22 protein-coding genes and 1 tRNA gene are annotated in these 26,453 nt (G+C 71.3%); 15 read left to right on the top strand and 8 right to left on the bottom strand.

The annotated features are described in order from the left end of the window. Window positions 1-22 precede the first annotated feature (22 nt). Window positions 23-967, bottom strand: a complete 945-nt coding sequence (bla, locus tag H489_RS34150) for a class A beta-lactamase (RefSeq protein ID WP_017888362.1) — start codon at window positions 965-967, stop codon at window positions 23-25. A gap of 42 nt (window positions 968-1,009) precedes the next feature. Here bla and H489_RS34145 point away from each other — a divergent pair, with 42 nt between their 5' ends. After that, window positions 1,010-1,567, top strand: a complete 558-nt coding sequence (locus H489_RS34145) for a GNAT family N-acetyltransferase (protein ID WP_017888361.1) — start codon at window positions 1,010-1,012, stop codon at window positions 1,565-1,567. An 84-nt stretch (window positions 1,568-1,651) separates the two neighbouring features. On the opposite strand, the gene H489_RS34140 is transcribed toward H489_RS34145, so the two are convergent. Continuing rightward, window positions 1,652-3,133 carry a mannitol dehydrogenase family protein gene (locus tag H489_RS34140; protein ID WP_017888360.1) on the bottom strand — a complete coding sequence of 494 codons (1,482 nt, stop codon included), beginning with the start codon at window positions 3,131-3,133 and terminating at the stop codon, window positions 1,652-1,654. Window positions 3,134-3,294: 161 nt separating this feature from the next. Between H489_RS34140 and H489_RS34135 the strand changes: the two genes are divergently transcribed. From H489_RS34135 to H489_RS34090, 10 genes are all read left to right on the top strand, one after another. After that, the gene (locus H489_RS34135) at window positions 3,295-3,933 is read left to right on the top strand and encodes a TetR/AcrR family transcriptional regulator (RefSeq protein WP_017888359.1); all 639 of its coding nucleotides are present in this window, start codon (window positions 3,295-3,297) and stop codon (window positions 3,931-3,933) included. A gap of 88 nt (window positions 3,934-4,021) precedes the next feature. After that, window positions 4,022-6,673 carry an MMPL family transporter gene (locus tag H489_RS34130; protein WP_017888358.1) on the top strand — a complete coding sequence of 884 codons (2,652 nt, stop codon included), beginning with the start codon at window positions 4,022-4,024 and terminating at the stop codon, window positions 6,671-6,673. A gap of 231 nt (window positions 6,674-6,904) precedes the next feature. Next, window positions 6,905-7,348, top strand: a complete 444-nt coding sequence (locus H489_RS34125; protein ID WP_017888357.1) for a MarR family winged helix-turn-helix transcriptional regulator — start codon at window positions 6,905-6,907, stop codon at window positions 7,346-7,348. A 51-nt stretch (window positions 7,349-7,399) separates the two neighbouring features. Then, window positions 7,400-7,612, top strand: a complete 213-nt coding sequence (locus H489_RS34120) for a hypothetical protein (RefSeq protein WP_017888356.1) — start codon at window positions 7,400-7,402, stop codon at window positions 7,610-7,612. A 65-nt stretch (window positions 7,613-7,677) separates the two neighbouring features. After that, on the top strand, window positions 7,678-8,772 hold the full coding sequence (locus H489_RS34115) for an alkene reductase (RefSeq protein ID WP_017888355.1): 1,095 nt from the start codon (window positions 7,678-7,680) through the stop codon (window positions 8,770-8,772). A 228-nt stretch (window positions 8,773-9,000) separates the two neighbouring features. Further along, window positions 9,001-10,662: a glycoside hydrolase domain-containing protein gene (locus H489_RS34110; protein ID WP_017888354.1), complete on the top strand. Its 1,662-nt coding sequence runs from the start codon at window positions 9,001-9,003 to the stop codon at window positions 10,660-10,662. Between the two features lie 28 nt (window positions 10,663-10,690). Further along, the gene (locus H489_RS34105; protein ID WP_017888353.1) at window positions 10,691-10,912 is read left to right on the top strand and encodes a hypothetical protein; all 222 of its coding nucleotides are present in this window, start codon (window positions 10,691-10,693) and stop codon (window positions 10,910-10,912) included. Next, on the top strand, window positions 10,909-11,589 hold the full coding sequence (gene aroQ / locus H489_RS37090) for a gamma subclass chorismate mutase AroQ (protein ID WP_017888352.1): 681 nt from the start codon (window positions 10,909-10,911) through the stop codon (window positions 11,587-11,589). Before H489_RS34105 ends, aroQ begins: the two co-directional genes overlap by 4 nt. A 93-nt stretch (window positions 11,590-11,682) precedes the next feature. Continuing rightward, window positions 11,683-12,312, top strand: a complete 630-nt coding sequence (locus H489_RS34095; RefSeq protein WP_017888351.1) for a TetR/AcrR family transcriptional regulator — start codon at window positions 11,683-11,685, stop codon at window positions 12,310-12,312. A gap of 52 nt (window positions 12,313-12,364) precedes the next feature. Beyond that, the gene (locus H489_RS34090; protein WP_031260367.1) at window positions 12,365-13,531 is read left to right on the top strand and encodes a N(5)-(carboxyethyl)ornithine synthase; all 1,167 of its coding nucleotides are present in this window, start codon (window positions 12,365-12,367) and stop codon (window positions 13,529-13,531) included. A gap of 79 nt (window positions 13,532-13,610) precedes the next feature. On the opposite strand, the gene H489_RS34085 is transcribed toward H489_RS34090, so the two are convergent. The 3 genes from H489_RS34085 to H489_RS34075 form a co-directional block, all read right to left on the bottom strand. After that, window positions 13,611-13,683, bottom strand: a tRNA-Arg gene (locus H489_RS34085). 110 nt (window positions 13,684-13,793) lie between these two features. Beyond that, window positions 13,794-14,579, bottom strand: a complete 786-nt coding sequence (locus tag H489_RS34080; RefSeq protein ID WP_017888349.1) for a dienelactone hydrolase family protein — start codon at window positions 14,577-14,579, stop codon at window positions 13,794-13,796. Between the two features lie 29 nt (window positions 14,580-14,608). Next, on the bottom strand, window positions 14,609-16,030 hold the full coding sequence (locus tag H489_RS34075; protein ID WP_017888348.1) for a glucose-6-phosphate dehydrogenase: 1,422 nt from the start codon (window positions 16,028-16,030) through the stop codon (window positions 14,609-14,611). Window positions 16,031-16,106: 76 nt separating this feature from the next. Between H489_RS34075 and H489_RS34070 the strand changes: the two genes are divergently transcribed. Then, on the top strand, window positions 16,107-17,264 hold the full coding sequence (locus H489_RS34070; RefSeq protein WP_031260364.1) for a Gfo/Idh/MocA family protein: 1,158 nt from the start codon (window positions 16,107-16,109) through the stop codon (window positions 17,262-17,264). Window positions 17,265-17,351: 87 nt separating this feature from the next. Continuing rightward, the gene (locus tag H489_RS34065; RefSeq protein ID WP_017888346.1) at window positions 17,352-19,733 is read left to right on the top strand and encodes a bifunctional metallophosphatase/5'-nucleotidase; all 2,382 of its coding nucleotides are present in this window, start codon (window positions 17,352-17,354) and stop codon (window positions 19,731-19,733) included. Between the two features lie 336 nt (window positions 19,734-20,069). On the opposite strand, the gene efeB is transcribed toward H489_RS34065, so the two are convergent. From efeB to efeU, 3 genes are read right to left on the bottom strand one after another with little or no spacing between them, the layout of a single operon-like run. Beyond that, entirely contained in the window at window positions 20,070-21,374 is a 1,305-nt protein-coding gene (gene efeB / locus H489_RS34060) for an iron uptake transporter deferrochelatase/peroxidase subunit (protein ID WP_017888345.1), read from the bottom strand. Then, entirely contained in the window at window positions 21,371-22,591 is a 1,221-nt protein-coding gene (gene efeO, locus H489_RS34055; RefSeq protein WP_017888344.1) for an iron uptake system protein EfeO, read from the bottom strand. Before efeO ends, efeB begins: the two co-directional genes overlap by 4 nt. Next, window positions 22,578-24,188, bottom strand: coding sequence for an iron uptake transporter permease EfeU (efeU, locus tag H489_RS38530; RefSeq protein WP_017888343.1), 1,611 nt, complete (start codon window positions 24,186-24,188; stop codon window positions 22,578-22,580). Before efeU ends, efeO begins: the two co-directional genes overlap by 14 nt. Window positions 24,189-24,257: 69 nt before the next feature. Between efeU and H489_RS34045 the strand changes: the two genes are divergently transcribed. Both H489_RS34045 and H489_RS37085 read left to right on the top strand, forming a co-directional pair. Then, window positions 24,258-25,019 (top strand): trimeric intracellular cation channel family protein, encoded by a 762-nt coding sequence (locus H489_RS34045; protein WP_017888342.1) that lies wholly within the window; start codon window positions 24,258-24,260, stop codon window positions 25,017-25,019. 246 nt (window positions 25,020-25,265) lie between these two features. Continuing rightward, window positions 25,266-25,868 carry a TetR/AcrR family transcriptional regulator gene (locus tag H489_RS37085; RefSeq protein ID WP_017888341.1) on the top strand — a complete coding sequence of 201 codons (603 nt, stop codon included), beginning with the start codon at window positions 25,266-25,268 and terminating at the stop codon, window positions 25,866-25,868. The last annotated feature ends 585 nt before the right edge of the window (window positions 25,869-26,453 follow it).

Raw genomic sequence — 26,453 nt, 5'->3', positions numbered from 1 at the left:
AACGCCCCGCGACGCGTGCGACTCAGTCGGTCAACCCGGCGACCACGGCACGGGTGGCCGCCGCCACGAGCGGGTCCGACGGGTCGGCCTTGGGATCGACCTGGCTCGTCATCACCACCAGCACGATCGGTGCTCGTCCCGGCGGCGTCACGACCGCGATGTCGTTCCGGACCCCGTAGGACGCCGTGCCGGTCTTGTCGGCGACCCGCCACGACGGGTCCACCCCGGCACGGATCGTCGCGTCCCCGGTCGTGCTGCCGAGCATCGCGTCGCGGAGCACCCGCCGGTCGGCAGCGTCGAGGACGTCCCCGAGCAGCACCGCCCGCAGGTCGGCCGCGAACCGCTCCGGCGTCGTCGTGTCACGCCGGTCGCCCGGCGTCGCCTGGTTCAGGTCGGGTTCGACCCGGTCGACGCTCGTCGTCCGGTCCCCGATGCCGCGCAGCCACCGCTCGACGGCGTCCGGCCCGCCGAGCCGCTCCACGAGCAGGTTGGCAGCGGTGTTGTCGCTGGACCGGAGCGCCGCGTCGATGAGCTCCCGGACCGTCATCCCGGTGTCGACGTGCTCGCTCGTCACGGGCGCGTACTCGAGCAGGTCACCGCGGTCGTAGTGCACGACCGTCGCCAGGTCGGCGTCGGACGAGCCGTCGAGGACCGCCGCCGCGATGAACACCTTCACCGTCGACGCGAACGCGAACCGCTCCCCAGCACGGTGCACGAGGGTCCGGCCGCTGCCGGTGTCGACCGCGGTGATGCCGAGCCGAGCGTCGTACCGCCGCTCGAGCGACGCGAAGGCCCGCGCGGCGGCGGGGTCGGTCGCCGGGTCGGTCGCCGGCGCCGCTGCACCCGGAGCCGACGCAGCGGCAGAAGCAGGAGCCGACGCACCGCCCGGCTCGCCGGAACACCCCACCAGTCCGACCAGCACCAGGGCCGTCAGGGCTGTGGTCGTCGTCTTCGTCCCACCTCGCACGCCCCGAGCCTGCCCGACGACCGTGCAACTACCCTGAGCGGCATGCCAGCTCCCGCCGTCCGACTCACCCGCCTGGACCCCACCGGCACCGACCGCCCGGATCTGCTCGCGTTCCTGACGTCCGAGGAGTTCCCGTTCCACGTCCGACGGCGCATCAGCGCGGCCGACGCGGCGAGCGCCGTCGACTCCGGCGCCTACCGCGACGACGAGCACGACACGTCCTGGCTCGACCACGACGAGCTCGGACGCATCGGGCTGGTCCGCCTCGAGGACCTCGCCGACCCCGTCCCCCTGTTCGACCTGCGCCTGGCCGGTCGGTTCCGGGGCCGCGGCCTCGGGGTCCCCGCCCTGCGTGCGGTGACCGACCACGTGTTCACGACGATGCCGGCGATCACGCGCTTCGAGGGCCAGACCCGCGAGGACAACACCGCCATGCGCCGGGTCTTCGTCCGTGCCGGCTGGGTGCAGGAGGCCCACTACCGCGAGGCGTGGCCCATTGACGGCGGCCCGGCCGTGGGGTCGGTCGGCTACGGCGTGCTGCGCCGCGACTGGGAGACGGGCGAGACCACTCCGGTGCCGTGGGACGACGTCGCGCGGTGAGCGTCTGACGGCAGCCGCCAGCAGGCGGACGGGAGGCCCGTGGCGGCGCCGCCACGGGCCTCCCGTCCGTTCGTCGGTCGCGTCTCAGGACCGCGACAGGCGCGTGACGGTGGCGTGCGCGCCGTCCGCGATGAGCCCGTCCAGGGCGTCGCGGTAGGCGGCGACGAACCGTTCGTCGTCGACCAGGTCGCCGAAGACCTGGCGGTTCGCGATGAAGGCGAGGCGGTCCTCGCGCTGGGTCAGGGCGATGCGATGCAGGGGCTCGGCGAGCCGGTCGACGATCTCGATGGGCTCGCCGGACTCGTCGGTGCCCTCGTCGTAGCGGGCCCACGACGCGACGATGCCGGCGGACAGCGTGACGGGCCGACCGGCGGCCAGGTTCTCGCGCACGACGGGGAGCAGCCACTTCGGGATCCGGTCGCTCGACTCGGCGCAGAGCCGGGCGAGGGTGTCGCGCACCTCGGGGTTCTGGAAGCGCTCGATCAGGGTCGACTCGTACTCATCGAGGTCGATGCCGGGCACCAGGTGCAGCGTCGGTGCGCCCTCTTCGTCCATGTAGCGGCGCAGGAAGGTCGCGATCGCCGGGTCCTGTGTGGCCTCGTGCGCGTAGCGGTAGCCGGACAGGTACCCGAAGTAGCAGAGCCCCTGGTGGCTGGCGTTGAGGAGCCGGAGCTTCATGAGTTCGTACGGCTCGACGTCCTCGACGATCTGCACGTCGGCGTCCTGGTAGGGCGGCCGGCCCGCGGGGTGGTCGTCCTCGAGCACCCACTGGAAGAACGGTTCGGCGACGACGGGCCAGGCGTCGTCGATGCCGAGCTCGTCGCGGACCCAGGCGCGGTCCTCGTCGGCCGTGACCGGGGTGATGCGGTCGACCATCGAGTTCGGGAACGCCACGTGCTCGTCCATCCAGTCGGCGAAGGCGGGGTCCTGCAGCCGGGCGTAGGCGGTGAACATCGACCGGGCGACGTGCCCGTTGCCCTGGATGTTGTCGCAGGACATCACCGTGAAGGGTTCCAGCCCGCGGTCCTTACGCCGCTGCAACGCCGCCACGACCAGTCCGAAGACGGTGCTGGGCGGGCCGTCGCCGCGCAGGTCGGCGGCGACACCCGGCTCGTCCGCGACGAACTCGCCCGTGACGTGGTCGAAGTTGTAGCCGCCCTCGGTGATGGTCAGGCTGACGATCTTCGTGTCCGGGTGCGCCATCTTCTCGACGACGGCGTCGGGGTCGTCGACGGCGAGCAGGTACTCGACGATGCTGCCGACGACGCGGGACTCGCGGGTGCCGTCCGGGTGCTTGAGGACGAGCGTGTACAGGCCGCCCTGCTCGGCCATGGCGGTCGCCATCCGGCGGTCCTGCTCGAGCACACCGACACCGCAGATGCCGTACTCGCGGGCCTCGCCCTGCTGCAGGAGCCGGTCGATCACCATCGCCTGGTGCGCGCGGTGGAACCCGCCGACGCCGAAGTGGACGATGCCGGCGGCGATCCCGGCGCGGTCGTAGGTGGGGACGGCGACACCGCTCGCGGCGATCTCGTCGAGGGTCTCCGGGGACAGGCGGACGGGCATCGGGTACTCCTTCGTACGACGGTGGTTCGTCGGTCCAGTCTGGCACCGGACGCCTCCGCCTGAACACCGGTGCAGCACAGACGTTCACGCCGGGGGACGAACCTGGGGAAGCACCGAGCCTCATTGCACCGAGTGCATCGATGCACCTAGTGTTCCCTCTCGTGACCATCGTGACCGACCGCCGTGCCGCCCTCAAGGCGAAGCACCGCGCGGCGATCCTGCAGGCCGCCCGCGACCTGATCGACGAGCGCGGCGGACGCGACTTCAGCGTGGACGACCTCGCCGCCCGGGCCGACATCGCCCGGCGCACCGTGTTCAACCACTTCGCCTCGCTCGACGAGGTCCTGTTGGCCGTCTGCGAGCAGGAGCTGTCCGTCATCATCGACCGGTTCCTCGCCGACATGGCCCGGACGCCGGTGGGCGACGGCAGCCGGGCGTCGATGTTCGACGAGCTCGAGTCCGCGGCCCGCGGCGCCGACCTGGCCCCGGCGATCGCCGGCATGTACCGGATCCTCGGCGACCCCGGCAAGGACGACCCGAAGGCCGCGGTCCTGACCCAGACGGCGTTCTCACGCGTGACCGAACGACTCCGGCACGAGGTCGCCCGTCGCTACCCGGCCGCCGACCCCCTCGATGCAGCGCTGCTCGTCGAAGGCCTCATGAGCGGCATCGTCGTCATCGCGGAACACTGGCTGGCGACCTCCGGCCCCGACCTCGACCAGCCCGCCCTCGACGCGTGGGACGACCTGCTCGCCCGACTCGTGCACAGCGTCCGCAGCGGCTACATGGCCGACGACTGACACCACCCCACCTCCTCGTCCCCCAGGGGTCCACCGGCGCACCCCGCACCACCAGCACCTGACAACGAAAGGACCGCAGGCACTCCGCATGGCCGGTCTCCTCTACCGTCTCGGACGGTTCTCCGCACGACGCCACTGGCTCGTGATCATCACCTGGGTCGTGATCATGGCCGTCGCGGGCGTCACGTACACGCTCTTCGCCGGGACGATCTCGTCGTCGATCACCATCCCGAACACCAAGACCAGTCAGGTGCAGGACCAGCTCGCCGACAAGTTCCCGTCGGCGAACGGCGGCAACGGCACGATCGTCTTCGAGACGAAGGACGGCAAGGCGTTCTCGTCCTCGCAGCAGTCCGAGATCGACGACTTCCTGACCAGCCTCGAGAAGCTCGACGGCGTCAAGGGCACGACGAGCGGCTTCGCGACGCAGGACCGGCTCGACGACCAGCGGCAGAAGATCGTCGACGGTCGCGACCAGATCGAGTCCGGCCGCGCGAAGATCGAGACCGGCCAGGACCAGCTCGACGCGCAGAAGGCGCAGCTGGAGTCCGGCAAGCAGAAGATCGCGGACGCGCAGGCGCAGCTCGACGCGCAGAAGGCCCAGGCGCAGGCAGCCGGCGGCGCAGCCGTCCCCGCCGCGCAGGCGCAGGCCGCAGCGGCCCAGCTCCAGCAGGCCCAGGCGCAGATCGACGCCCAGCAGGCCCAGATCGACGCCGGCGAGCAGCAGATCGCCGACGCCCAGAAGAAGATCGACACGAACAAGCAGAAGCTCGACGACAACGAGCGGGAGCTCGAACAGGGCTCGGACCTGCTCGACCTGTCGAAGGACATCCGCTTCGTGTCGGACAACGGCAGCGCCGCGATCGGCACCGTCCAGTTCACGACGTCGACCTACGAGGTCCCCGCCGACACCAAGACCGCCATCGCGGACGACGCCGAGTCGGCCGACATCCGGGGCGTCAACGTGTACGTCTCGAACGACATCGCGCAGGGTGTGCCGTCGATCCTCGGACCGGGTGAGATCGGTGGTGTCATCATCGCCGCTATCGTGCTGCTCCTGATGCTCCGCACGGTCATCGGCGCCGCGGTCCCGCTCGTCAGTGCCGTCCTGGGCGTGGGCGTCGCCTCGCTCACCGCCCTGTCGTTCTCGAGCGTGGTCGAGTTCATCTCGGTCACGCCGGTGCTGGGGGTGATGCTGGGCCTGGCGGTCGGCATCGACTACTCGCTGTTCATCCTGAACCGGCACCGGACCCAGCTGAAGCAGGGCATGCAGGTGCACGAGTCGATCGGGCTCGCGAACGGCACCTCGGGCAACGCCGTGGTGTTCGCCGGTGCGACCGTCATCGTCGCGCTGCTCGCCCTGAACATCACCGGCATCCCGTTCCTCGGCCTGATGGGCACGGTCGGTGCGGTCGCGGTGCTCTTCGCGATCCTCATCGCGACGTCCTTCACGCCGGCCCTGCTGTCGCTGATCGGCATGCGGATCCTGCGGAAGAAGGAGCGCGCGAAGATCGGCAACACCGACTCCACGCGGATCCCGAACAAGCCCATGTCGAGCTGGCGCGCGGTCATCACGCTCGTCCTCGGCGTCGCGGTGCTCGGCACCATCGCGTTGCCGGCGACCCAGATGCGCCTCGGCCTGCCGAGCGGATCGTCCGAGGCCGTCGATTCCAGCCAGTACAAGGCCTACAAGACGCTCGAGAAGGAGTTCGGCGCCGGCCAGAACGGCCCGCTGCTCGTCGTGGCGACCCTGCCGGAGTCGATCAGCAAGAGCGACGTCACCGCGACCGAGGTCACCATCGGCCAGGCGATCGCGAAGAACGACGACGTCGAGGCCGTGCTGCCCATCGGTGCATCGAAGGACCGTGACATCGTCGCGTTCCAGGTGAAGCCCTCGGGTGGCCCGGACAGCGTCTCGACCGAGAACGTCGTGAAGGACCTGCGCGAGCAGACCGTCTCCACCGACGACGGCAAGGTCACGCTCGGCGTCGCAGGCAACGCATCGGCGAACATCGACGTTTCCGAGAAGCTGTCGAACGTGCTGCCGCTCTACCTCGTGGTGGTCGTCGGACTGTCGCTGATCATCCTGATCATCGTGTTCCGGTCGTTCCTCGTGCCGATCACCGCCACCGCCGGGTTCATCCTGTCCGTGCTGGCGTCGTTCGGTGGTCTGACCGCGATCTACCAGTTCGGCTGGCTCGGCTCGGTCTTCGGTGTGCACGACCCGGCACCGATCCTGAGCTTCCTGCCCATCATCGAGATCGGCATCCTGTTCGGTCTGGCGATGGACTACCAGCTGTTCCTGGTGTCCGGCATGCGTGAGGCCTACGCCCACGGCGCGAGCGCGAAGGTGGCCGTCCAGCGCGGTCTGCACGCGGGTCGCGCGGTGGTCACGGCAGCGGCGATCATCATGATCTCGGTGTTCGCGGGCTTCATCTTCTCGGACTCGTCCACCATCAAGCCGATCGGCTTCGGGCTGGCGTTCGGTGTGCTGATCGACGCCTTCGTCGTCCGCATGCTGCTCATCCCGTCGGCGATGCACCTGCTCGGCAAGAGCGCCTGGTGGTTCCCGAAGTGGCTCGACCGCATCGTGCCGGACGTCGACGTGGAGGGCGCGAAGCTCGAGCGCTCCCACCCGGTTGCCGGGCACGAGGACACGCACTCCGGCACCCACGCACTCCCCGTGGAGCCGGACGCGACGACGCACGACTCGGGGCACCCGCCCGCGCACCGCGCGTAGTCGACGCACCAGCGCAACCACCCTGGAGGCCCGGTGCCGGTCCACGAGACCGGCACCGGGCCTCCAGGCCGTTGCGCCCACCGCCCCGACGCATGCGTCCGCACCTGATGCGTCCGCAACGCGACAGAACACGCGTCGATCGACTGGTGTTCTGTCGATACCTGTCCCTGCATGAACGCGCCACCACCGCGCCTCAGACCACTTCGTGCACGAACGAAGTACCCTGGGCGCATGACCCAGACCGCACCGGACCCGCTCGCGCTCGACCGGCAGCTCTGCTTCGCGTTGGCGGCGACGAGCCGCAGCGTTATCGGGCTGTACCGCGACCTGCTCGAACCGATGGGCCTGACCCACCCGCAGTACCTCGTGATGCTCGCCCTGTGGGAGCGGGACCCGCGGTCGGTGCGCGAGATCGCCGGCGAGCTGCGACTCGACTCCGCGACGCTGAGCCCACTGCTCAAGCGGCTGGAGGCCTCCGGCTACGTCCGCCGCACGCGCAGTGCCGCCGACGAACGCCAGCTCGAGGTCTCGCTGACCACCGCCGGACACGCCCTGCGCGACCGCGCCCAGGCGGTGCCGCTGGCCGTCGCCGACCGGCTCGGGTGGCCACTCGCTCGCCTGGAGTCCCTGAAGGACGAACTGACGGAGCTGCTGGAACGCGTCGACCAGGTGTGATCCGCGACCATCAGTGCCATAATGGTTCGTGCACGAACGAAAGGATGCACCGTGGGACGCTTCGGCCAGTGGTACGAACGATGGAACACGACGCTCATCGACAAGATGGGGCCCTCGCAGATCGGCGCCGGCCGCCCCGAGGGCATCGACGACCGGACGATCGACCGGGGCTGCCCCCTGTGCGGCAAGCCCCTCTCCCAGCACCAGGTGATCCGGCCGGAGGGTCAGGTGCGCTCGTCGACGCTGGTCTGCCCACGCGACTGAGGGCGCTGCCTGAAGAACTGCTCCGAGACGGAATTGCATCGGACAACTCGTCGTTCCCCCCTGACGTGAAGCTCTTCGAACCCACCACCATCGGTGCCCTGTCCCTGTCGAACCGCGTCGTCATGGCCCCGCTCACCCGCACCCGCGCCGGTGAGCACGGCGTCCCGAACGACCTGCTCGTCGAGCACTACCGGCAGCGCGCCGGCCTCGGCATGATCATCACCGAGGGCACCTGGCCCGTGCAGGAGGGCCGTTCCTACCCCGGCCAGCCCGGCATCGAGACCGACGACCAGATCGCCGGCTGGCGCCGCGTGACCGACGCCGTGCACGCCGCAGGCGGCACGATCGTGATGCAGCTCATGCACGGTGGCCGCGTCTCGCACACCGACATCTCGCAGACGCCGCGCATCGTCGCCCCGTCCGCGGTGGCCGCTCCCGGCCAGACGCACCTGGCCGACGGCTCGAAGGCCGACATGCCCGTCCCGCACGCGCTGACCACCGCCGAGGTGCAGGAGGCCGTGCAGGGCTTCGTGCAGGCCGCCCGCAACGCGATCGCCGCCGGGCTCGACGGGGTCGAGGTCCACGGTGCCAACGGCTACCTGGTGCACGAGTTCATGTCGCCGGTGTCGAACACCCGCACCGACCAGTACGGCGGCTCCCCGGAGAACCGCGCGCGCTTCGCGATCGAGGTCACCACGGCCATCGCCGAGGCCATCGGCGCCGAGCGCACCGGCATCCGCCTGTCGCCCGAGCACGGGATCCAGGGCGTCATCGAGGACGACGCCGACGACGTCCGCGCCACCTACACGGCCGTCGCCGAGGGCCTCGCGCCGCTCGGGCTCGCCTTCGTCGACGTCCTGCACGCCGAGCCGACCGGCGACCTGGTGCAGCACATCCGCCGGACCACCGGTGCCCCGTTCATCGTGAACTCCGGCTTCTCGTCGCTCACCACCCGCGACGAGGCCATCACGCTCGTCGACGGCGACCACGCCGACGCCGTCGCCGTGGGCCGCGCCGCGATCGCCAACCCGGACCTCGCGCACCGCTGGGAGCACGACGCCGAGCTCAACGAGCCGCGTCCGGAGCTCTTCTACGGCGCGACCGCCGAGGGCTACACGGACTACCCGTCGCTCGCCGAGGCGCGCGCGACCGTCGCGTAGTCGAGGCACCGACAGAACGGACGGAACGGACGGGAGGCCCGTGGCGAAATCGCCACGGGCCTCCCGTCCGTTCTGTCGGACTGAGCGCTTCATCAGTCGATCGTCTGTTGAAATGCAGGACCGTCCCAAGTTGAGGGACGAAGTTGCTCGGACCATGCCGCAGCCATCAGCATCGCACAGCGTGATCGGTGGCCAGCGGACGCTCGAGGCAACTGAAGGGGCACCCCCGTGCACATCTCGCGCCGAACTGCGCTCATCGGCATCACCGCCGCCGTCCCGCTCGTCACGACCACGCTCGCGGCCCCGGCCGACGCGGCGACCCCCTCCGGCTCGGCCGGCTCCCCCGGGTCGACCGGCACCTCCGGTTCGGCCGACGCGGATGTCCTGGCCGTGCAGCGCTGGCTCAACAAGACCTTCGGGCACGTGCACGGGTGGGTGCAGGTGGACGAGGACGGACTGACCGGCAGCGGCACCGTGCTCGGGATCGTGCAGGGAACCCAGTCGCTCCTCGGCATCTCCCCCGTCGTCGCGACGTTCGGTCCGACGACACGGCAGAAACTCGAGCAGCACGGGGACGTCGGCGCCGAGACGGGCGACGACGCCGAGACCTGGCGCCGGCTCGTCCAGGCGGGACTCATCTGCAAGGGCGCGTCGACCGTCTCGCTCACCGGCGAGTTCGACGCGGCCACCGTCGCGGCCGCCGAGGCCCTGCGGTCCGACCTGGGCGCAGCTCCCGGCGGGCTCCCGCTGTCGGCCCACCTGTTCGGCGCACTCCTGACCGTCGACCCGGTGCGGCTCGCCTCCGGCGGGTCCCGATCGGTCCGCACCGTCCAGCAGTACCTCAACCGCACGTACGCCGAGGCGGTCGGCGGCGCGTACGGCAGCACGAGCGGGGTCGTCGACACGAGCACGTACGCGGCAGCGATCCGCGCCGTGCAGGTCGCGGTCGGCGTCACGGTCGACGGAGCCTGGGGTCCGGGGACGGCTGCTGCACTCCGCGCCGCGGGACCGAGCGTCGTCGGTGTGGGGGCCACCGGCGCCTGGGTGCTGCTCGTCAAGGCGCTCCTGGTGCTGAACGGTGAGCGCGTCGTGTTCAGCAGCGCCTACTCGGCGGCGGACGCCGCGGTGGTCCGTGCGTTCCAGCAGTTCCAGGCGTTCCCGCCCGCCGAGCAGACCGGGACGTGCGACGCCGGCACGTGGGCGGCGCTGGCCGCGAGCACGGGCGACCCCGACCGGGCCACGACCGGGGCCGACACCGCCGTGCGCCTCGACGACGCGCGCGCTGCAGCCGTCCGCGCATCCGGCGCCACCGGCGTCGGCCGCTACCTGACGAACCACCAGCGGTCGGGGGCGCTCGACAAGGCCCTGACGCCCGACGAACTGCGCGTGATGGCGAGTGCCGGGCTCGGGCTGTGGCCGATCTTCGAGGAGGGCGGGTTCGCCGCTTCGTGGTTCACCGAGGAGCAGGGCGTCAAGGACGCCCACCGCGCCCACGACGCCGCTCGGGAACTCGGGATCCCCAAGCAGACCACCATCTACTTCGCCGCCGACTTCGACGCCACCGCCGCGCAGGACGAGTCGCTCGTGGTGCCGTACTTCCGCGGCGTCGCAGCCGGCCTGCGGGGCCGGGGGAACCTGTACAAGCAGGGCGTCTACGGATCCCGTGCCACGTGCACCGCGGTGAGCAGTTCCGGACTCGCGCACTTCTCGTTCGTCGCCGGGATGTCGCCGGCGTGGGCGGGCAACCAGCTCGAGTCCCTGCCGGGCAACTGGGCGCTCAACCAGATCCAGAACCGCACGGTCGGGTCGGGGAACGGGTCCACCGAGATCGACGCCGTGGTGGTCTCCGGGCGCGACCCGGGCGTCCCCGCGGCACGCCTGGCCGGCTGACGGCTGCTGACCGGGATCGAGCACCGCCGTGACCACCACGACCCCGCGTGACGACGAGCCGCACGCAGTGTTCCCGCACCGTGCCACCTACGTCTTCTCGAACTTCGAGGAGGCCATCTCGATGGACTGCTACTGCGACGAGGGCGCCGACCACTTCGGCGTCTACCCGTTCTACGACGAGGTCATCAAACCGATCATCGACGATCTGACCCGACGCTTCCGGCGCCGGTTCGGGAAGGAAACCCCGTGAACACCGCACACCCCACCACCTCGACCTCCGCCCGTCAGCGCGCCCGCCGGAGCGCCGCGACCGCGCTCGCCCTCGGCCTGCTCGCAGCGGGCATCGCACTGCCCACGTCGGTGGCGAACGCCGACACCCTGTCCACCTCGGCTGAACCGACGGGTTCCACGATGACCATCTCCCACGACGGTTCCGGTCCCGCGGCGTCGACGGCGCAGCTCGACACCCTCGGCGCGCTCATCCTGCGTCGACTCGAGCTCGCCGACCCGGTGGCCGAGTCGAAGTGGCTGAGCGGCAAGCCGGTCGCCGACCCGGTGCGCGAACAGGCCGTCGTCGACGAAGCGGTGACCCTGGCCGAGCAGCAGGGCGTCGACCCCGTCCTGGTGACCCGGGTGGTCCGCGCACAGATCGCCGCGAGCAAGGTCGTCCAGCGCGGCCTCATCAACCACTGGACGCACAACCCGTGGACCGCACCGACGACGGCACCGGACCTGGCGACCATCCGGCCCCAGCTCGACGCGATCGACACCGACCTGGTGACCGCGCTCGGCCAGCTGCAGACCGTGGCCCAGGACCACCGGTGCGCGCACCTGGTGGACGCGGAGCGGAAGCACCTCGACGTCGGACTCGACTCGCTGCACCGGAAGGGGATCGACGTGGCGTGGAACACGTTCTGCGCCGCCTGACCCGAACGGGGTGACGGGCCGCAGGAGTGAGCGGCCCTAGGATGTGGTGTTCACTGACCGCTCGATCCCGGGCGAGGAAGGACACCGCGCCAGATGAACCAGCGGCAGCTCGCCATGGAGGCGTCTCGACGAGCCATCATCGACGCCGCAGGGCAACAGTTCGCGGCCTTCGGCTACGAGGCGACCACGTTCTCCCGCGTGGCCGAGGCCATGGGCAAGCCGAAGTCGGCGATCGGGTACCACCTGTTCCCGTCGAAGAAGGACCTGGCGACGGCGGTCATCGAGCTGCAGCAGCAGCGCTGGCGTGAACTGTTCGACGCGCTGCCCGCCGAGCCCGGGCTCGAGCGCCTGACCGTGTTCCTCCTGACCACCGGGATCGACGTCCGCAGGGGTTCGGTCGCGGGCGGCGCCGTGCGGCTCCTGCACGAACTCGGCAAGGCCGGCGTGCCGGTGCCGCGCGGCTTCGACTGGTTCGAGATGACGCGCGGCGAGCTCGTCAGCGCCGGGGTGGCGGCCGCTGACGTCGACGCGGCCGAGGTCCAGCCGTCGGTCCTGCTGCTCCTCAACACGACACTGGGCATGGTGGACGGTTCGACACAGCTGACCGACGACGAACTCGTCGCGCAGCTCAAGGCCCTGTGGTCGCCGCTCTTCACGTCGTTCGGCATCGAGCGTGCCCCGGAGATCATCGACGCGGCCCGGCCGTACTCGCCCGGTTCCTGAGCGGTCGTCCCGTCCGGCGCACCCGTGGTCGGCCTGCACCGTACAGTGCACCATGACCGAAACAGCGCCAGCGCACCAGTTGCTCCACCTCGGGGTGCTCGCCGACTCCCGGAAGGCCGACGAGCGCCGCCTGCCGATCCACCCGGCCCACCTCGAGCGCATCGATCCGGCCCTTCGCCGAGCGATGACGCTCGAGCGCGGGTACGGCGCTCGCTTCGGCGTGCCGGACGACCAGCTCGAACCACTCGTCGGCGCGATGGCCGACCGTGACGAGGTCATCGCGACCGCGGACGTCGTCCTCCTGCCCAAGCCCCTGCCGTCCGACCTGGCGGACCTGCGTGACGGTCAGGTGCTCTGGGGGTGGCCGCACTGCGTGCAGGACCGGGAACTCACGCAGCTCGCCGTCGACAAACGACTGACGCTGATCGCGTGGGAGGCGATGAACCACTGGCGTGACGACGGTGGCTTCGGCCTGCACGTGTTCCACAAGAACAACGAACTCGCCGGCTACTGCTCGGTGATCCACGCACTGCAGCTCTGCGGGTCGACGGGCGACTACGGGCGCCGGCTCACCGCGGTCGTCATCGGGTTCGGTGCCACGGCCCGCGGTGCGGTGACCGCCCTGAACGCACACGGCATCCACGACGTCCGCGTCCTGACCAACCGGGACATCGCGGCCGTCGGTTCACCCATCCCCTCCGTCGACATCCTGCACTTCGGGCAGACCGACGCACCGCCGTTCGACAGCGTGGTCAGCACCCCGGACGGGCCGGTCCCGCTCGCGCCGTACCTGGCCGAGAACGACATCGTCGTGAACTGCACGCTCCAGGACCCCAACGCGCCCCTGGTGTTCCTGCGCACCGAGGACCTGGCGGCCTTCCGTCCGGGGAGCCTCGTCGTCGACGTCTCCGTCGACGAGGGGATGGGGTTCAGCTGGGCGCACCCGACGTCCTTCGCACAACCGATGACCACCGTCGGCGGCACCACCAACTACTACGCGGTCGACCACAGCCCGTCGATGCTCTGGAACTCGTCGACCTGGGAGATCAGCGAGGCGCTGCTGCCGTTCCTGCGGACCGTGATGTCGGGCGCCGACGCCTGGGCCGGGTCGGAGACGATCCGCCGGGCGATCGAGATCGGGGACGGACACATCCGCAACCCGGCGATCCTGGCGTTCCAGGGCCGCTCCGCCGACTACCCGCACCACGCCGCGGGCTGACCCTCGCCGGGATCTGGCCCTCGCCGGCCGGAACGGAGAAGGGCCCCGGTGGTGTCCACCGGGGCCCTTCTTCGTACTGTGCGCTCGAAGGGACTCGAACCCCCAACCTTCTGATCCGTAGTCAGATGCTCTATCCATTGAGCTACGAGCGCGTGGCCTTGCGGCCGTGGAAGACTCTACAACAGGTGCGGCCCGGGCGCCAATCGAGGCGCTCCGGCCCCCGTGCCCGGCGTGTCGCGAGCAGCCCCCGACGGCCGCGCGGTCACCGTGCCGCGGGCTCCTCGTCGAACACCTCGGCCAGGAACACCCGCAGCGCCTGCCACGACCGGCGGTCGGCGCGCTCCTGGTACTGCGCACCGTGGTCCGGGGCGTCGGTGCCGGGCACCGCGAACGCGTGCATCGCGCCCGAGTACGTCACGACCTGCCAGTCGACGTCCGGCGCAGCCCGCATCTCGTCCTGCCACGCGTGCACGGCCTCGTCGGGCACCACGGGGTCGGCGCCCCCGGTGAGGACGAGCAGCTTCGCCCGGATGTCGGCGGCGTCCGAGGGGTCGTGCGCGATGAGCCCGCCGTGGAACGACACGGCACCGACCAGGTCGGCCCCGGTCCGTGCGAGTTCGAGTGCGGTCGAGCCGCCGAAGCAGTACCCCATGACGACGACGCGGGCGGGGTCGACGTCCGGGTCGGCGAGCAGTCGCTCGAGTCCGGCGGTGGCGCGGGCCCGCAGCAGCGGCAGGTCCTGGTAGAAACCGCCGGCGACCTGGGCCGCGGTGTCGTCCCCGGGGCGGACGCACGCACCGTAGACGTCCGCGCCGAACGCGACGTAGCCCAGTCGGGCGAGCATGGTCACCCGGGCTTCGACGTGCTCGTTCACGCCGTGCCAGTCGTGCACGACGAGGACGGCCGGACGACGGCCCGCGATCGCGGCGTCCTTCGCGAGCACACCGAGCAGTTCGGTGCCCTCGTGGTCGTAGGAGACGTCGTCGACACGGATGTCGGCGCCGGCGGGTTCGGGAACGGTCTGCAGGACGTCGTCGGTGGTGTTCACGTCGCCCGACGCTACGCCGCCCGTCGGGCTCAGGCCTCGATGTTGTCCCAGCCGTCGGGGCCGACCGATCCCGCTGCGTACTCGTCGAGGGGCGCCTTGCCGGCCTTCCACGCGTCGAGGAACGGCCCGACGACCTTCCAGCCCTGCACGGCGCTGTCGCCGCGGACCGACAGCGTCGCGTCACCCTCGAGCACGCCGGCCAGCACCTCGCCGTAGGCACTCAGGCGCCCGGGGTTGAAGGTCACTTCGAGGCTCGTGTGGTCGATCGTGTACGGGTCGCCGGCGCCGTTGACGTTGAGCTCGAGCTGCATCTCGTCCGGGGCGATCCAGATACGCAGCCGGTCGGGCAGTTCGGTGCCGGTGAGTCCCTCGGGCACGTGCGGGGAGTCCTTGAACGTGATGACGATCTCGCGGCGCTGTGCGGCGAGCGCCTTGCCGGAGCGCAGGGTGAACGGGACGCCGGCCCAGCGCCAGTTCGCGATCTCCAGGGTGAGCTGGGCGAGGGTCTCGGTGCCGAGCGACGGGTCCACGCCGTCCTCGTCGACGTACGACGGCAGCTGGCGGTCGCCGACGGTGCCGGCGGTGTACCGGGCGCGCTTGCCCGCGGTGACGACGTCGCCACCCCAGGGCCGGACGGCCCGCAGCACGAGCTCCTTCTGGGTGCGCAGGTCGTCGGCCTTGATCGAGGCGGGGGCCTCCATCGCGACGACCGCCATCACCTGCAGCAGGTGGCTCTGGATCATGTCGGTGAGCGCGCCGGCCTTGTCGTAGTAGCGCGCACGACCCTCGAGCCCGAGGGTCTCGTCGTAGACGATGTCGACGCGCTCGACGTGCTGCGACGACAGCAGGGGCTCGATGATGCGGTTGGCGAAGCGCAGCCCGAGCAGGTTGAGCACGGTGGAGCGTCCGAGGAAGTGGTCGACCCGGTGGATCCGTTCCTCGGGGATGAACGAGTGCAGCAGGTCGTTGAGCTTCGAGGCGCTGTCGGCGTCGGTGCCGAACGGCTTCTCGAGCGCCAGCCGGGTGCGGGCGGGCAGGTCGAGGTGGGCGAGCTGCTCGCAGCTCTTCTCGGTGACGGCCGGCGGCAGCGCGAAGTAGATCGCCGGGTCGTGGTCGCACACTTCGAGCAGTGCCCGCAGGTCGTCCGGGTCGGTGACGTCGGCCTTCCGGTATGTGGAGGCGTCGACCACGGCCTGCAGTCGCTCCGGCAGCGCCGTGTCGCCGGAAGCGCCCTCGTCCTCCTCGTTCTTCGACGCCTGCGCGTTCTCGAAGGACTCGCGCACCTGCGCCTTCCAGTCGGCGTCGGACAGGTCCTCGACACCGGCCCCGACGAGCTGGACGTCCCAGTCGTCCTTCACCTGGAGCAGGGTCGCGAGGCCGGGCAGGAGCAGGCGCTTGGACAGGTCGCCGCTGGCTCCGAGGATGAGCAGGCTGGTCTGGAGGCTCGACATGCTGCAGACGGTACTCATCGGCCCCGGTGGATGACCGGGCCGCTACGGTGGTGTCATTCCGGCGCGAGGGAGCACCATGAGCAATGGGTACGAAGGGCGACGCCTCCGTGTCGCCGTGGTCGGGACGGGCATGATCGCCGGCGTCCACGCCCGGGCGGCCCGGGCCTCCGGTGCCGAGGTCCTGGGTGTCCTCGGGCGGAACGCCACCCGCTCCGAGCAGGTGGCGGCGCAGCTCGACCTGCCCCGTGGCTACGCCTCGCTCGACGAGGTCATCGCCGACGCCCCCGACGTCGTGCACATCTGCACCCCGAACGACCAGCACCACCCGCAGGCGCTCGCGGTGATCGCGGCCGGCATCAACGTCGTGTGCGAGAAGCCCCTGGCGATCGACCCCGCCCAGGCCGCCGAGCTCGTCGCCGCCGCTGCCGACGCCGGTGTCGTGGCCACGGTGCCGTTCGTGTACCGCTACCACCCGATGGTCCGCGAGATCCGGTCGCGCATCGCCGACGGGGAGCTCGGCCGGCTGCTCGCGGTGCACGGCCACTACCTGCAGGACTGGATGCTCGACGAGGACGCCTCGAGCTGGCGGGTCGACCCGACCTCGAGCGGGCTGTCCCGTGCGTTCGCCGACATCGGCTCGCACTGGTGCGACCTGGTCGAGTTCGTCACGGGTGAGCGCTTCGCCTCGGTGTCCGCGGCGACCGACATCGTCTACCCCACCCGGCCTGCGGCGTCCGGTCCGTCGTTCTCCGGCTCCCCCGACCCGGACCCGGTGGCGGACGCGGCGGAGCGTGCCGAGGTCACCACCGAGGACACCGCCGTGGCGACCTTCCGCACCGCCACGGGCCGCATCGGCAACGTCGTGATCTCGCAGGTCGCGTCGGGCCGCAAGAACCGCCTGTGGTTCGAGGTCGACGGCACCCGCGGCAGCGCGGCGTTCGACCAGGAGCAGCCCGAGTCCGCGTGGTTCGGCAACGAGCGCGGCGCGCAGATCGTCGTGCGCGACCCCTCGCAGGGGTACCCGGACCAGCGCCGGCTGGCGATCGTGCCGGCCGGACACCCGCAGGGGTACCTCGACGCGTTCGCGGCCTTCGTCGCCGACACCTACACCGCGGCCCGCACCGGGGTGGCACCAGACGGACTGCCGACCTTCGCGGACGGCGCCCGCTCCGCCGACATCATCGAGGCCGTGATCGGCAGCGCGGCCGAGACGACCTGGCGGGAGATCCGCTGAAGCTCGACATCGTGGATGTGAACGTCGTGTGACGAGTTGCGACGGGGTCTGGCGAGTCGCCTGTGCGTCTTCGTAGGTTCGACGGCGATGAACACTTCCCACACCACCGGATCCGCCGGTGCGACGACCCGACGGCGCCTCGGCGTCGGCGCGGCCCTCGCCACCGCCGGGGTCCTGGTCGCACTGTCCGTCCCGTCCGCAGCCGTCGCCGCCGAGGGCGACACGACGATCGACATCATCGACGTCAACGACTTCCACGGTCGCATCGAGTCCGAGGGCACCGCCGCCGACAAGGCCGCGGGCGCCGCGAAGCTCGCCGGCGTCGTGCAGTCGTACCGCGAGGCCAACCCGAACACGATCTTCGCCAGCGTCGGCGACAACGTCGGGGCCTCGACCTTCACGTCGCTCATCCAGCAGGACACCCCGACGATCGACGCCCTGAACGCCATGGACCTCGACGTCAGCGCGATCGGCAACCACGAGCTCGACAAGGGCCAGAGCGACCTGACCGGCCGCATCGAGGACCGCGCCGAGTGGCCCTACGTCTCGGCGAACATCGTCAAGGCCGGCACCACGGACCCCGCGTTCACGCCGTACTCCATCGTGGAGAAGGGCGGCGTGAAGATCGGCTTCATCGGCGCCACCACCGAGGACCTCATCCCCGGGCTCGTCAGCCCCGGCGGTGTCGAGGGCCTCGCGATGGCCCCGATCGTCAGCCAGGTCAACAAGTACGCCGAGCAGCTCACCGACGGCAAGGACGACAACGACGAGGCCGACGTGCTCGTCCTGCTCGTCCACGAGGGCGCACCGACGAACGTCCTCGCCGACGCCACCGGCTCTGGTGTGTTCGGCGAGATCACCTCGGGTGTCTCGTCGAAGGTCTCCGCCATCGTCTCAGCGCACACCCACGCGACGTACAACCACTCGATCGCGGGCCCCGACGGCACGAAGCGTCCGGTGATCCAGGCCGGGTCCTACGGCGTGGCCTTCGGGCACCTGCAGCTCACGGTGGACGCCGACAAGCAGCTCACCGGCATCACGAGCGAGGTCAAGTCGGTCAACGGCGAGACCCGTGTGCCGACCGACCCCACCTCGGTGAACGCGGTGGCCGACATCGTGACCGCCGCGAAGGCCGTCGCCGACGTCGAGGGCAGCAAGAAGCTCGGCACGATCACGGGTGACCTGCGTCGCGCCGTGCAGTCCGACCGCACGACCGAGAACCGCGGTGGCGAATCCGTCCTGGGCAACTACATCGCCGAGGTCCAGCGCAGCGCCACCGAGCGCAACGGCTCACAGGTCGCCTTCATGAACCCCGGCGGACTCCGCACCGACATGATCGCCGCGTCGAGCGGCGCCGGCGACCCGGACGGCACCGTCACCTACAAGGAAGCCGCGCTCGTCCAGCCGTTCGCGAACACCCTGGTCACCGAGGACATGACGGGCCAGCAGATCAAGAACGCCCTCGAGCAGCAGTGGCAGCCGGACGGTCTGCCGCGTCCGTTCCTGAAGCTCGGCGTCTCGGACGGCTTCGCGTACACCTACGACCCGTCGAAGGGCCGTGGCGACCGCATCACCGGGATGACCCTCGACGGCGAGCCGATCGCGCTGACCGACACCCTCAAGGTGACCGTCAACTCGTTCCTGTCGACCGGTGGTGACAACTTCGGCGCCTTCGCGACCGGCACGAACATCGCCGACTCGGGCCAGGTCGACCTGCAGGCCCAGGTGGACTACTTCCTCGCCAACCCGACGGTCACGCCCCCGACCGACCAGCGCGCCGTCGGGGTCACGGTCACGCCGACCCCGTCCGACGGGTTCCAGCCCGGCGACGAGATCGAGCTCGACCTGTCGTCGCTCGTGTTCAGCAGCGAGGACCCCGCGAAGGCCGGCACCGTCTCGGTCAGCGCGGACGGCAAGGAGCTCGCGTCGGCCGCCATCGACCCGACGATCATCGACACGAACGACGAGCAGGGTCGCGCGACCCTGACCGTCACGGTCCCCGACATCGAGGCGCCGGCTGCACGCGCTGCCGCCCGCACCGCCGGGTCCGTTTCGCTCGCCGCCGTGGCGGAGCCGGTCGCCACGACCGACGCACCGCTCGTGGTCTCCCTGCCGGGTGATCAGACCGTCACCCTCGCCGTGACGATCCCGGTCGCCGCGGCGGTCGACCCCACCGATCCGACGGACCCGACCGACCCCACGAACCCGACGGACCCGGCCGACCCGACCCCGGGCACCGGTGGCGGGGTCACCCCCGGCCCCGGTGCGGGAACCGGTGACGACGCCGGCATCGGCGGCGTCGGCGGGACCGACGACGACCCGCGCGCCGGTGGCGACCTCGCCTACACGGGTGCGGACCTGACCGCTCCGGCGATCGCGGCCGGCCTGCTCCTGCTCGCCGGGACCACAGCACTCGTGGTCCTCCGCCGCAACCGTGCACGACGTGCTGCGATGGTCCTGACGGACTGACCCCGCGCCTCCCGAGCGCACACCGCAACGGGCCGTCTCACCATGGTGAGGCGGCCCGTTCGCGTCGGTCAGGAGGCCCGGGGCGCGTCCGGCGCACGCGTCGCGCGAGCCGGCCGCCACGGTTGCTGTCCCATCCCGGTCGAACACTGCGGATCCGCGGATCCACGCGGTACTCTCGGGGTTGTCGCACCGCGACGCGTCGTGCCGGGTCGCTTTCAGCAAGTCGGCGGTGGTTCCGTTCGACAAGACTCCGCGACGCGGGCGTCCTCCGCCTCCAGGGAAACGGCGGAGGGCGCCCACCCCTTCTGCGTCGGTGGGTCGTGTCGGCGACTCAGCTCAGCGGAACAGCTGCTCGGCGATGTACGACCCCTTGCGCGGTGCCGGCGGCACGGCGAACACCGCGGAGCCGATGTGCGAGACGTACTCGTTCAGCCGGTCCGAGGCACCGAGCTTCCGCTGCAACCGCGTGAAGTGGTCCGGGTCGTTCACGTAGGCGATGAACAGCAGCCCGGCGTCGAGCTGGCCGTACTCGTTGAGCCCGTCGGTGTAGTTGTACGGCCGGCGCAGGATCTTCACGCCGCCGTTCGCCTCGTGTGCGGCGAGGGCGATGTGCGACGTCGCGTCGATCTTCGTCGCACCGTCGTCGTCCTTCGCGTGGAAGTCCGGGGTGGTGTGTTCCTGTCCGCCGGAGAGCGGTGCCCCCTGGATCTTCGTCCGCCCGAACACCCGCTGCTGGTCGCTGACGACGTCGGCGTCCCAGGTCTCGATGTTCATCCGGATCTTCCGCACCACCTGGTAGCTGCCCCCGGCCATCCACCCGGCGTCGCGGTCGAGCCAGACGAACCGGTCGTGGTCGGCGTCGGTCGTGATGTTCCGGGTGCCGTCCTTGAACCCCATCAGGTTGCGGGGCGTGCTCTGGTCCGGCCCGGCCGATGCCCGACCGAAGCCGAGCACGGTCCAGCGGACGGTCGCGGTGCCGCGGGCCATCCGCGCCAGGTCGCGCACCGCGTGGTACGCCACCTGGGGGTCGTCCGCGCAGGCCTGCAGCGACAGGTCGCCGCCGGTCAGGCCCCGCTGCAGGTTGTCGCTCGGCAGCGTCGGGATGTCGGCGAGCGACGCCGGACGCCGGTCGGCCAGCCCGAAGCGCTCGTCGAAGACGCCCGGGCCGAGCCCCACCGTGACGGTCAGGGACGCCGGACCGAGGTCGAGCGCCTCGCCCGTGTCGGCACCGACCCCGTTGCCGTGGGCGGGTTCGACGCTGCCGACGGTCTTGCCGGCCTGCAGCTGGGCGATCGCGGCCGACCAGCGGGCCAGGAGCACCTGCAGCTCGGTCGTCACGGTCGTCGACAGGTCGAACGTCATGTAGACGCAGTGCCGCTGCGGGGTGGTGCGGATCCCGCCCTGTGGCTGCCGTGCCGCGGTGGCGTAGAACGGCTGGCTCGTGGACAGGTCGATCGACTCGTCGCCGTTCGTCGCCGCCGTGAACGGGTTCACCCCGGTCGCCGCGGTGGCGCCGCCGATGCCCGCGGCTGCGCCGACCCCGGCACCGGCCACGGCCAGGCCGGCGCCGAACAGTCCGCGGCGCGAGACGTTCGCCCGGGGTGCCTCGTCCGCCCGGGGTCCTTCGTCCAGCTCGGTCACGCGGTCGCGACCTTCTCGGCCAGGCGGGACAGCGGGTCCTGCAGCGCCTGGATCTGCTGCGAGATCGTGTTCGCGTCGGACTTCTTGGTGGCGGCGTCCCAGCTGGCGAAGCCGCCCAGGTCGTCGGCGTCGCGGTAGCCGTCCATCAGCGTGTTCGTGGCGTCGAACTCCTTGGCGATCTGCTTCGTCAGGGTCGGGTCGAGCTTGGTCAGCCCCGGCTTGAGGTACGCGAAGGCCTGGCGGGCACCCTCGACGTTGGCGGCGAGGTCGACCAGGTCGATGTGGCTGTACGCCTCTTCCTCGCCGGTGATCTTGTTCGACTGCACCTCTTCGAGCAGCCCGGCGGCGCCGTTGGCCAGGTCCTCCGGCTTGTAGTCGAGCGTCGGCACGAGCTTCGCGAGCAGCTGGACGTCCTCGGTCAGGTGCGCGGCGGTCTGCTTCGTCGACGCGGTGATCTTCCCCGCCTGGAACAGGTCCTTCTCGACGGCGTGGAACCCGCTCCAGCCGACGGCCGGGTCGAGGTTCGAAGCGCGCATGTCGATCAGGTAGTCGAGGTTGCCCGCGTTGTCGGTGGCCTTGAAGCCCTTCTTGACGAAGCCGTCGACGTCACTCTCGACGTGCTCGTAGAACGGTCGGGCGTTCGCGTAGCCGGTCTTCGCCGCGTCGAGGTCGCCGGCGTCGATGTGCTTCTGCAGCTGCTCGACCGCGGCGACCATGTCGGTCACCTGGCCGTCGACGTAGGTCGCGTAGCCCTTCGTCCCGTCACGGAGCAGCGTCGAGGCGCTGCTGTTCGCGGTGGACGCGGCCTTGCCGGTGACGGTGAAGTCCGTCAGCTCGGTCTCGGCACCGGGGCAGTACACCTGGTACTTCCCGCCGGTCAGCGTGGCGGTGAACCGGACGGGGTCGAGGCCGGGTGCCAGGTTCTCCTTCTCGCCGAGGATCCGCTGGTCCTGCAGCAGCTCGACCTCGGTGATCGCGGTCGACGACTCGTTCTTCACCGTGAAGGTGACGGGGCCCGCGGGGACCTTCGTCGCGGACACCGCGCAGGCGTCCTGCCCGTCGTTGGTGAGCGTGACGGTGACGCGGGAGACCTTCGCGTCGGTGCCGGAGCCGCCGGTCTCGGCGGACCCGCCGGAGCATCCGGAGAGTGCGAGGGCGGTGACGACGCCGAGGGCGCCCAGGGTGATCAGGGGTCGGACGGGCTTACCGAAGGACATGGTCGGTGCTCCTTGCAGGGTCCGCGGCCGGAGGGCCACGAGCGGGGACGGGTTCGGGGGTGCGGGTCGTGGGGAGCCGCCGACGACGGCGGTCACGCAGCGCCAGCAGCGCCTGTGCGGCGGCCGCGGTGCCGAGGGCGATCGGCAGCCAGGCCTTCCAGAGCAGCAGGTCGGCTGACCGGGCGTCGGCCGCGGCCACCGAGGCGGCCGACCGCTCGACGCGGGCGTCGGGGACGGACCAGACGGTGCGGTCCAGGGTCGTGGTGCGTGCGGACGGGAGGCCCCCACCGCTCAGCGTCAGCACGTCGCGTTCGTCGCGGGTGGCGTCCAGGACCCCACCCCGGACCGTCCACAGGGTCACGGTGTCGCGGACGGCCCAGCGGGCCGCGAACGGGCCGGGGTTCGTCGACGGGGAGACCCCGACGGGCAGTCGGCCGAACAGTGTGACGAGGTCGTCGAGGGTCAGCCTCGACGGACGGTCAGCACCACTCCCCTGCGCACCGGTTCCGTCCTGCACGACGCGCCACCGGTCGGCGGCCACGCCCGCGCGGGTGACGCGGCGGTGGGCCGACGTCGGCAGGGCGAGTCGGGCCTCCTGGCCGGTTCCGGTGCCGGCCACACGGAGGACGCCGGACGCACCGTCGACGCTGGCCGAGACGGAGCTGGCGTCGCCGCTGACCGCGGTGGTGCGGGGCAGGTCGACACCGCCGGTCGGCACGGCGATCGCGAGCGCCGCTGCCGCCACGGCGAGGGTGCCGGCGACGACGGCGCGCACCCGGGGCACACGGTCCGGCGACGGACGCCAGGCGCGCGGCCACAGGGTCAGGGCCAGTACCGGGACGACGTAGAGGACCCAGCCGAGCACCTCGATGACCCGTGGGTCCGGCGGGATGCCGAGCACGCCGGTGACCAGGGCGCCCTGCACGGAACCGTTCGGGGCGAGCCACGACAGGTCGACGGTGCGCTGCTGGCCGATGACGATCCAGCCGGCCTCGTGCGCGCGGCGGAGGACGGTCAGCACCAGGCCGCCGGCGACGAAGACCAGGAAGACCCCGGTGCCGGTGAAGAACCGCGACAGGTTGAGGCGGACGCCACCGGTGTAGATGCCGAAGCCGACGACGACCGCGGCGGCGATGCCGATCACGGCGCCGAGCGCGGCGAGGCCGGTGTCCGACGACGCCTGGAACGTGGCGAGGAGGAACACCGAGGTCTCGAAGCCCTCCTTCAGGACGGCGAGGAACGCCATGCCGGCGAGCGCCCAGGCGGTGCCGCGGCCGAGCGCGGCGGTCGCACTCGCTTCGAGGTCGGCGGTCAGGGTGCGCGCGTGCGTGCGCATCCAGACGATCATGCCCGTGACGAAGACGACGGCGACGATGCCGATGACCGCCTCCATGCCCTCCTGCTGCGCCTGCGGCAGCGCCTGCTCGACGGCCTGCAGCCCGAAGCCGACGGCGATGCTGAGCAGCACCGCGAGCCCGACGCCCGACCACATCGGGGCGAGCGGGACGCGGTTGCGACGCAGGAACGCGGCGATGATGCCGACGATGAGCGTGGCTTCGAGGCCTTCACGGAGACCGATGACGAGAGTGGCGAGCATGACGAAGGTGAGGCTAACCTAACCGCCGAACGGCCCGCCAGTCGTGCGACGTGATGTTTGATGGTTCTCATGAACCTGCTGTCCGTCGACGGCCTGGCGTCGGTCACGAACGTGCTCGACCTCGCCGGGGTCTTCGCGTCCGCCCTGCTCGGCGGCTCCATCGCCCGCGCGATGGACTTCGACCTGTTCGGGTTCCTGGTCGTCGGGTTCGTCTCCGGACTCGGTGGCGGGATGCTCCGCGACACCCTGCTGCAGAACGGGCCGCCCGTCGCACTGGTCGACCCGCTGTACGTGCCGGTCGCCGTCGCCGGGGCGCTCATCGCGTTCCTCGTGTCGTTCTCCGAGATCACCTGGGACCGCCTGTTCACCGTGCTCGACGCCGCCGTGATCGGGTTCTGGGCGGTCGTCGGCGTGCAGCGGACCTACGACGCCGGCCTCGACTGGCCCGCCGCGATCATCATGGGGACCATCACGGCGGTCGGTGGCGGGGCCATGCGCGACCTGCTGCTGCGACGGGTGCCGGCGGTCTTCGGCGGGAACGCGCTGTACGCCACCGTGGCCGTCGCCGCGTCGGCCACGATGGTGATCGCCTCGGCCCTCGGGTCGCCCTCGATCGGCATCCTGCTCGCGATCACCCTGTCGCTCGGGCTCCGCTGGGGCGCGGTCCGCCGCGGCTGGGGCCTGCCGAACGGTCGTGACTGGCAGCCGAAGTCGACCCTGGGTTCGCTGCTCCGGCGCGGTCGGAGCCTGCGACCGGACGCGCTCCGACTGCTCCGTCGACCGGGGCGTCGGACCGGTGCCGGCAGCGTCCGGGAAGATCATGAGGACTGAGGGGCTGTCATCCGCGGCTCCGCGACGGTACGATCAGTACCGCCGGGTATCGTCCTGGTGGTTCTGCCGGTGCGATCCCGGTGAACGCTGTCCGCACAGCACCGACGCGACCCGAACGCGGCGGTTCCGAGCAGACGTGGGGATGGGGGCTTCGCTGATGCCGCGCGGGATCAGACGCGCGGCGCGGCAGGTCTCCTCCACGATGCTCTCCCCGACGACCACCAGCACAGGTCGGAGCACCAACCGATGAGCGACGACGCTTCCCCCGCCCAGCGCATCCCGCGCGCCGAGGTCCGAGAACGCCTGCTCGCCGCCGGTGCGGCCGTCTTCGCCGAACAGGGGGTCCACGGCGCCCGGCTCGACGAGGTCGCTGCGCGCGCCGGGTTCAGCAAGGGTGCGGTCTACTCGAACTTCTCGTCGAAGGAAGACCTGCTCGGACAGGTCATGCAGCGGTCCACCAACGTGGTGCTCGGCTCCCTGCGGCAACTCGTGCACGCCGACATCGACTCCGTCGACGTCGGGAACGTCCTGCGCGTCGCGTTCGGTCAGAACGACCAGAGCGAACAGTTCGCGCTGCTGTCGACGTTCCGCGGGTACGCCGTCCGGCACCCGGAGTTCCTGCCCGAGTTCATCCGGCAGCGCCGGGTGCTGCAGGACGGCGTGCTCGAACTGGTGCGGCTGTGGCTCGGTGGCCACCCCGAGGTCGACGTGGGCATGACGCCGGAGGAGCTCGCGAACGTGCTCATCGCGGCGAACGTCGGCCTGGTGTTCGACGCGCCGGCGCTGCCGGGGGTCAACCCGGGCGAGCTGGTCGCGACCCTGCTCGAGGCGGTCATCCGCCGGCGTTGACGCTGCCGCGGCCCGCGGGCGGGCGTGGCGGTCGGGCGCGGCGGTCGGGGCGCGGCGGTCGGGGCTTCGCACCGTGCGAGGTTCGCGACCCCGTGCCCGCTCGACCGCCCCGTGCACGCCTACAGCCCCGCACCGAGCCACGAACCACGCACCACCCGACCAACCCCGCACCGTGCAACATCCGCCGGGCCATCGCCCAACGGAGCCCGCACCGTGCGAGGTTCGCGACCCCGTGCCCGCTCGACCGCCCCGTGCACGCCCACAGTCCCGCACCGAGCCACCAACCACGCACCACCCGACCAACCCCGCAGCGCCCGACGAACCCCGCACCGTGCAACATCCGCCGAGCCATCGCCCAACGGAGCCCGCACCGTGCGAGGTTCGCGACCCCGTGCCCGCTCGACCGCCCCGTGCACGCCTACAGCCCCGCACCGAGCCACGAACCACGCACCACCCGACCAACCCCGCACCGTGCAACATCCGCCGGGCCATCGCCCAACGGAGCCCGCACCGTGCGAGGTTCGCGACCCCGTGCCCGCTCGACCGCCCCGTGCACGCCCACAGTCCCGCACCGAGCCACCAACC

Source organism: Curtobacterium flaccumfaciens UCD-AKU (genome assembly GCF_000349565.1).
Lineage (GTDB): Bacteria > Actinomycetota > Actinomycetes > Actinomycetales > Microbacteriaceae > Curtobacterium > Curtobacterium poinsettiae.
The sequence above is the reverse complement of the archived record's forward strand: the minus strand, read 5'-3'. Positions and strand labels throughout refer to the sequence as shown.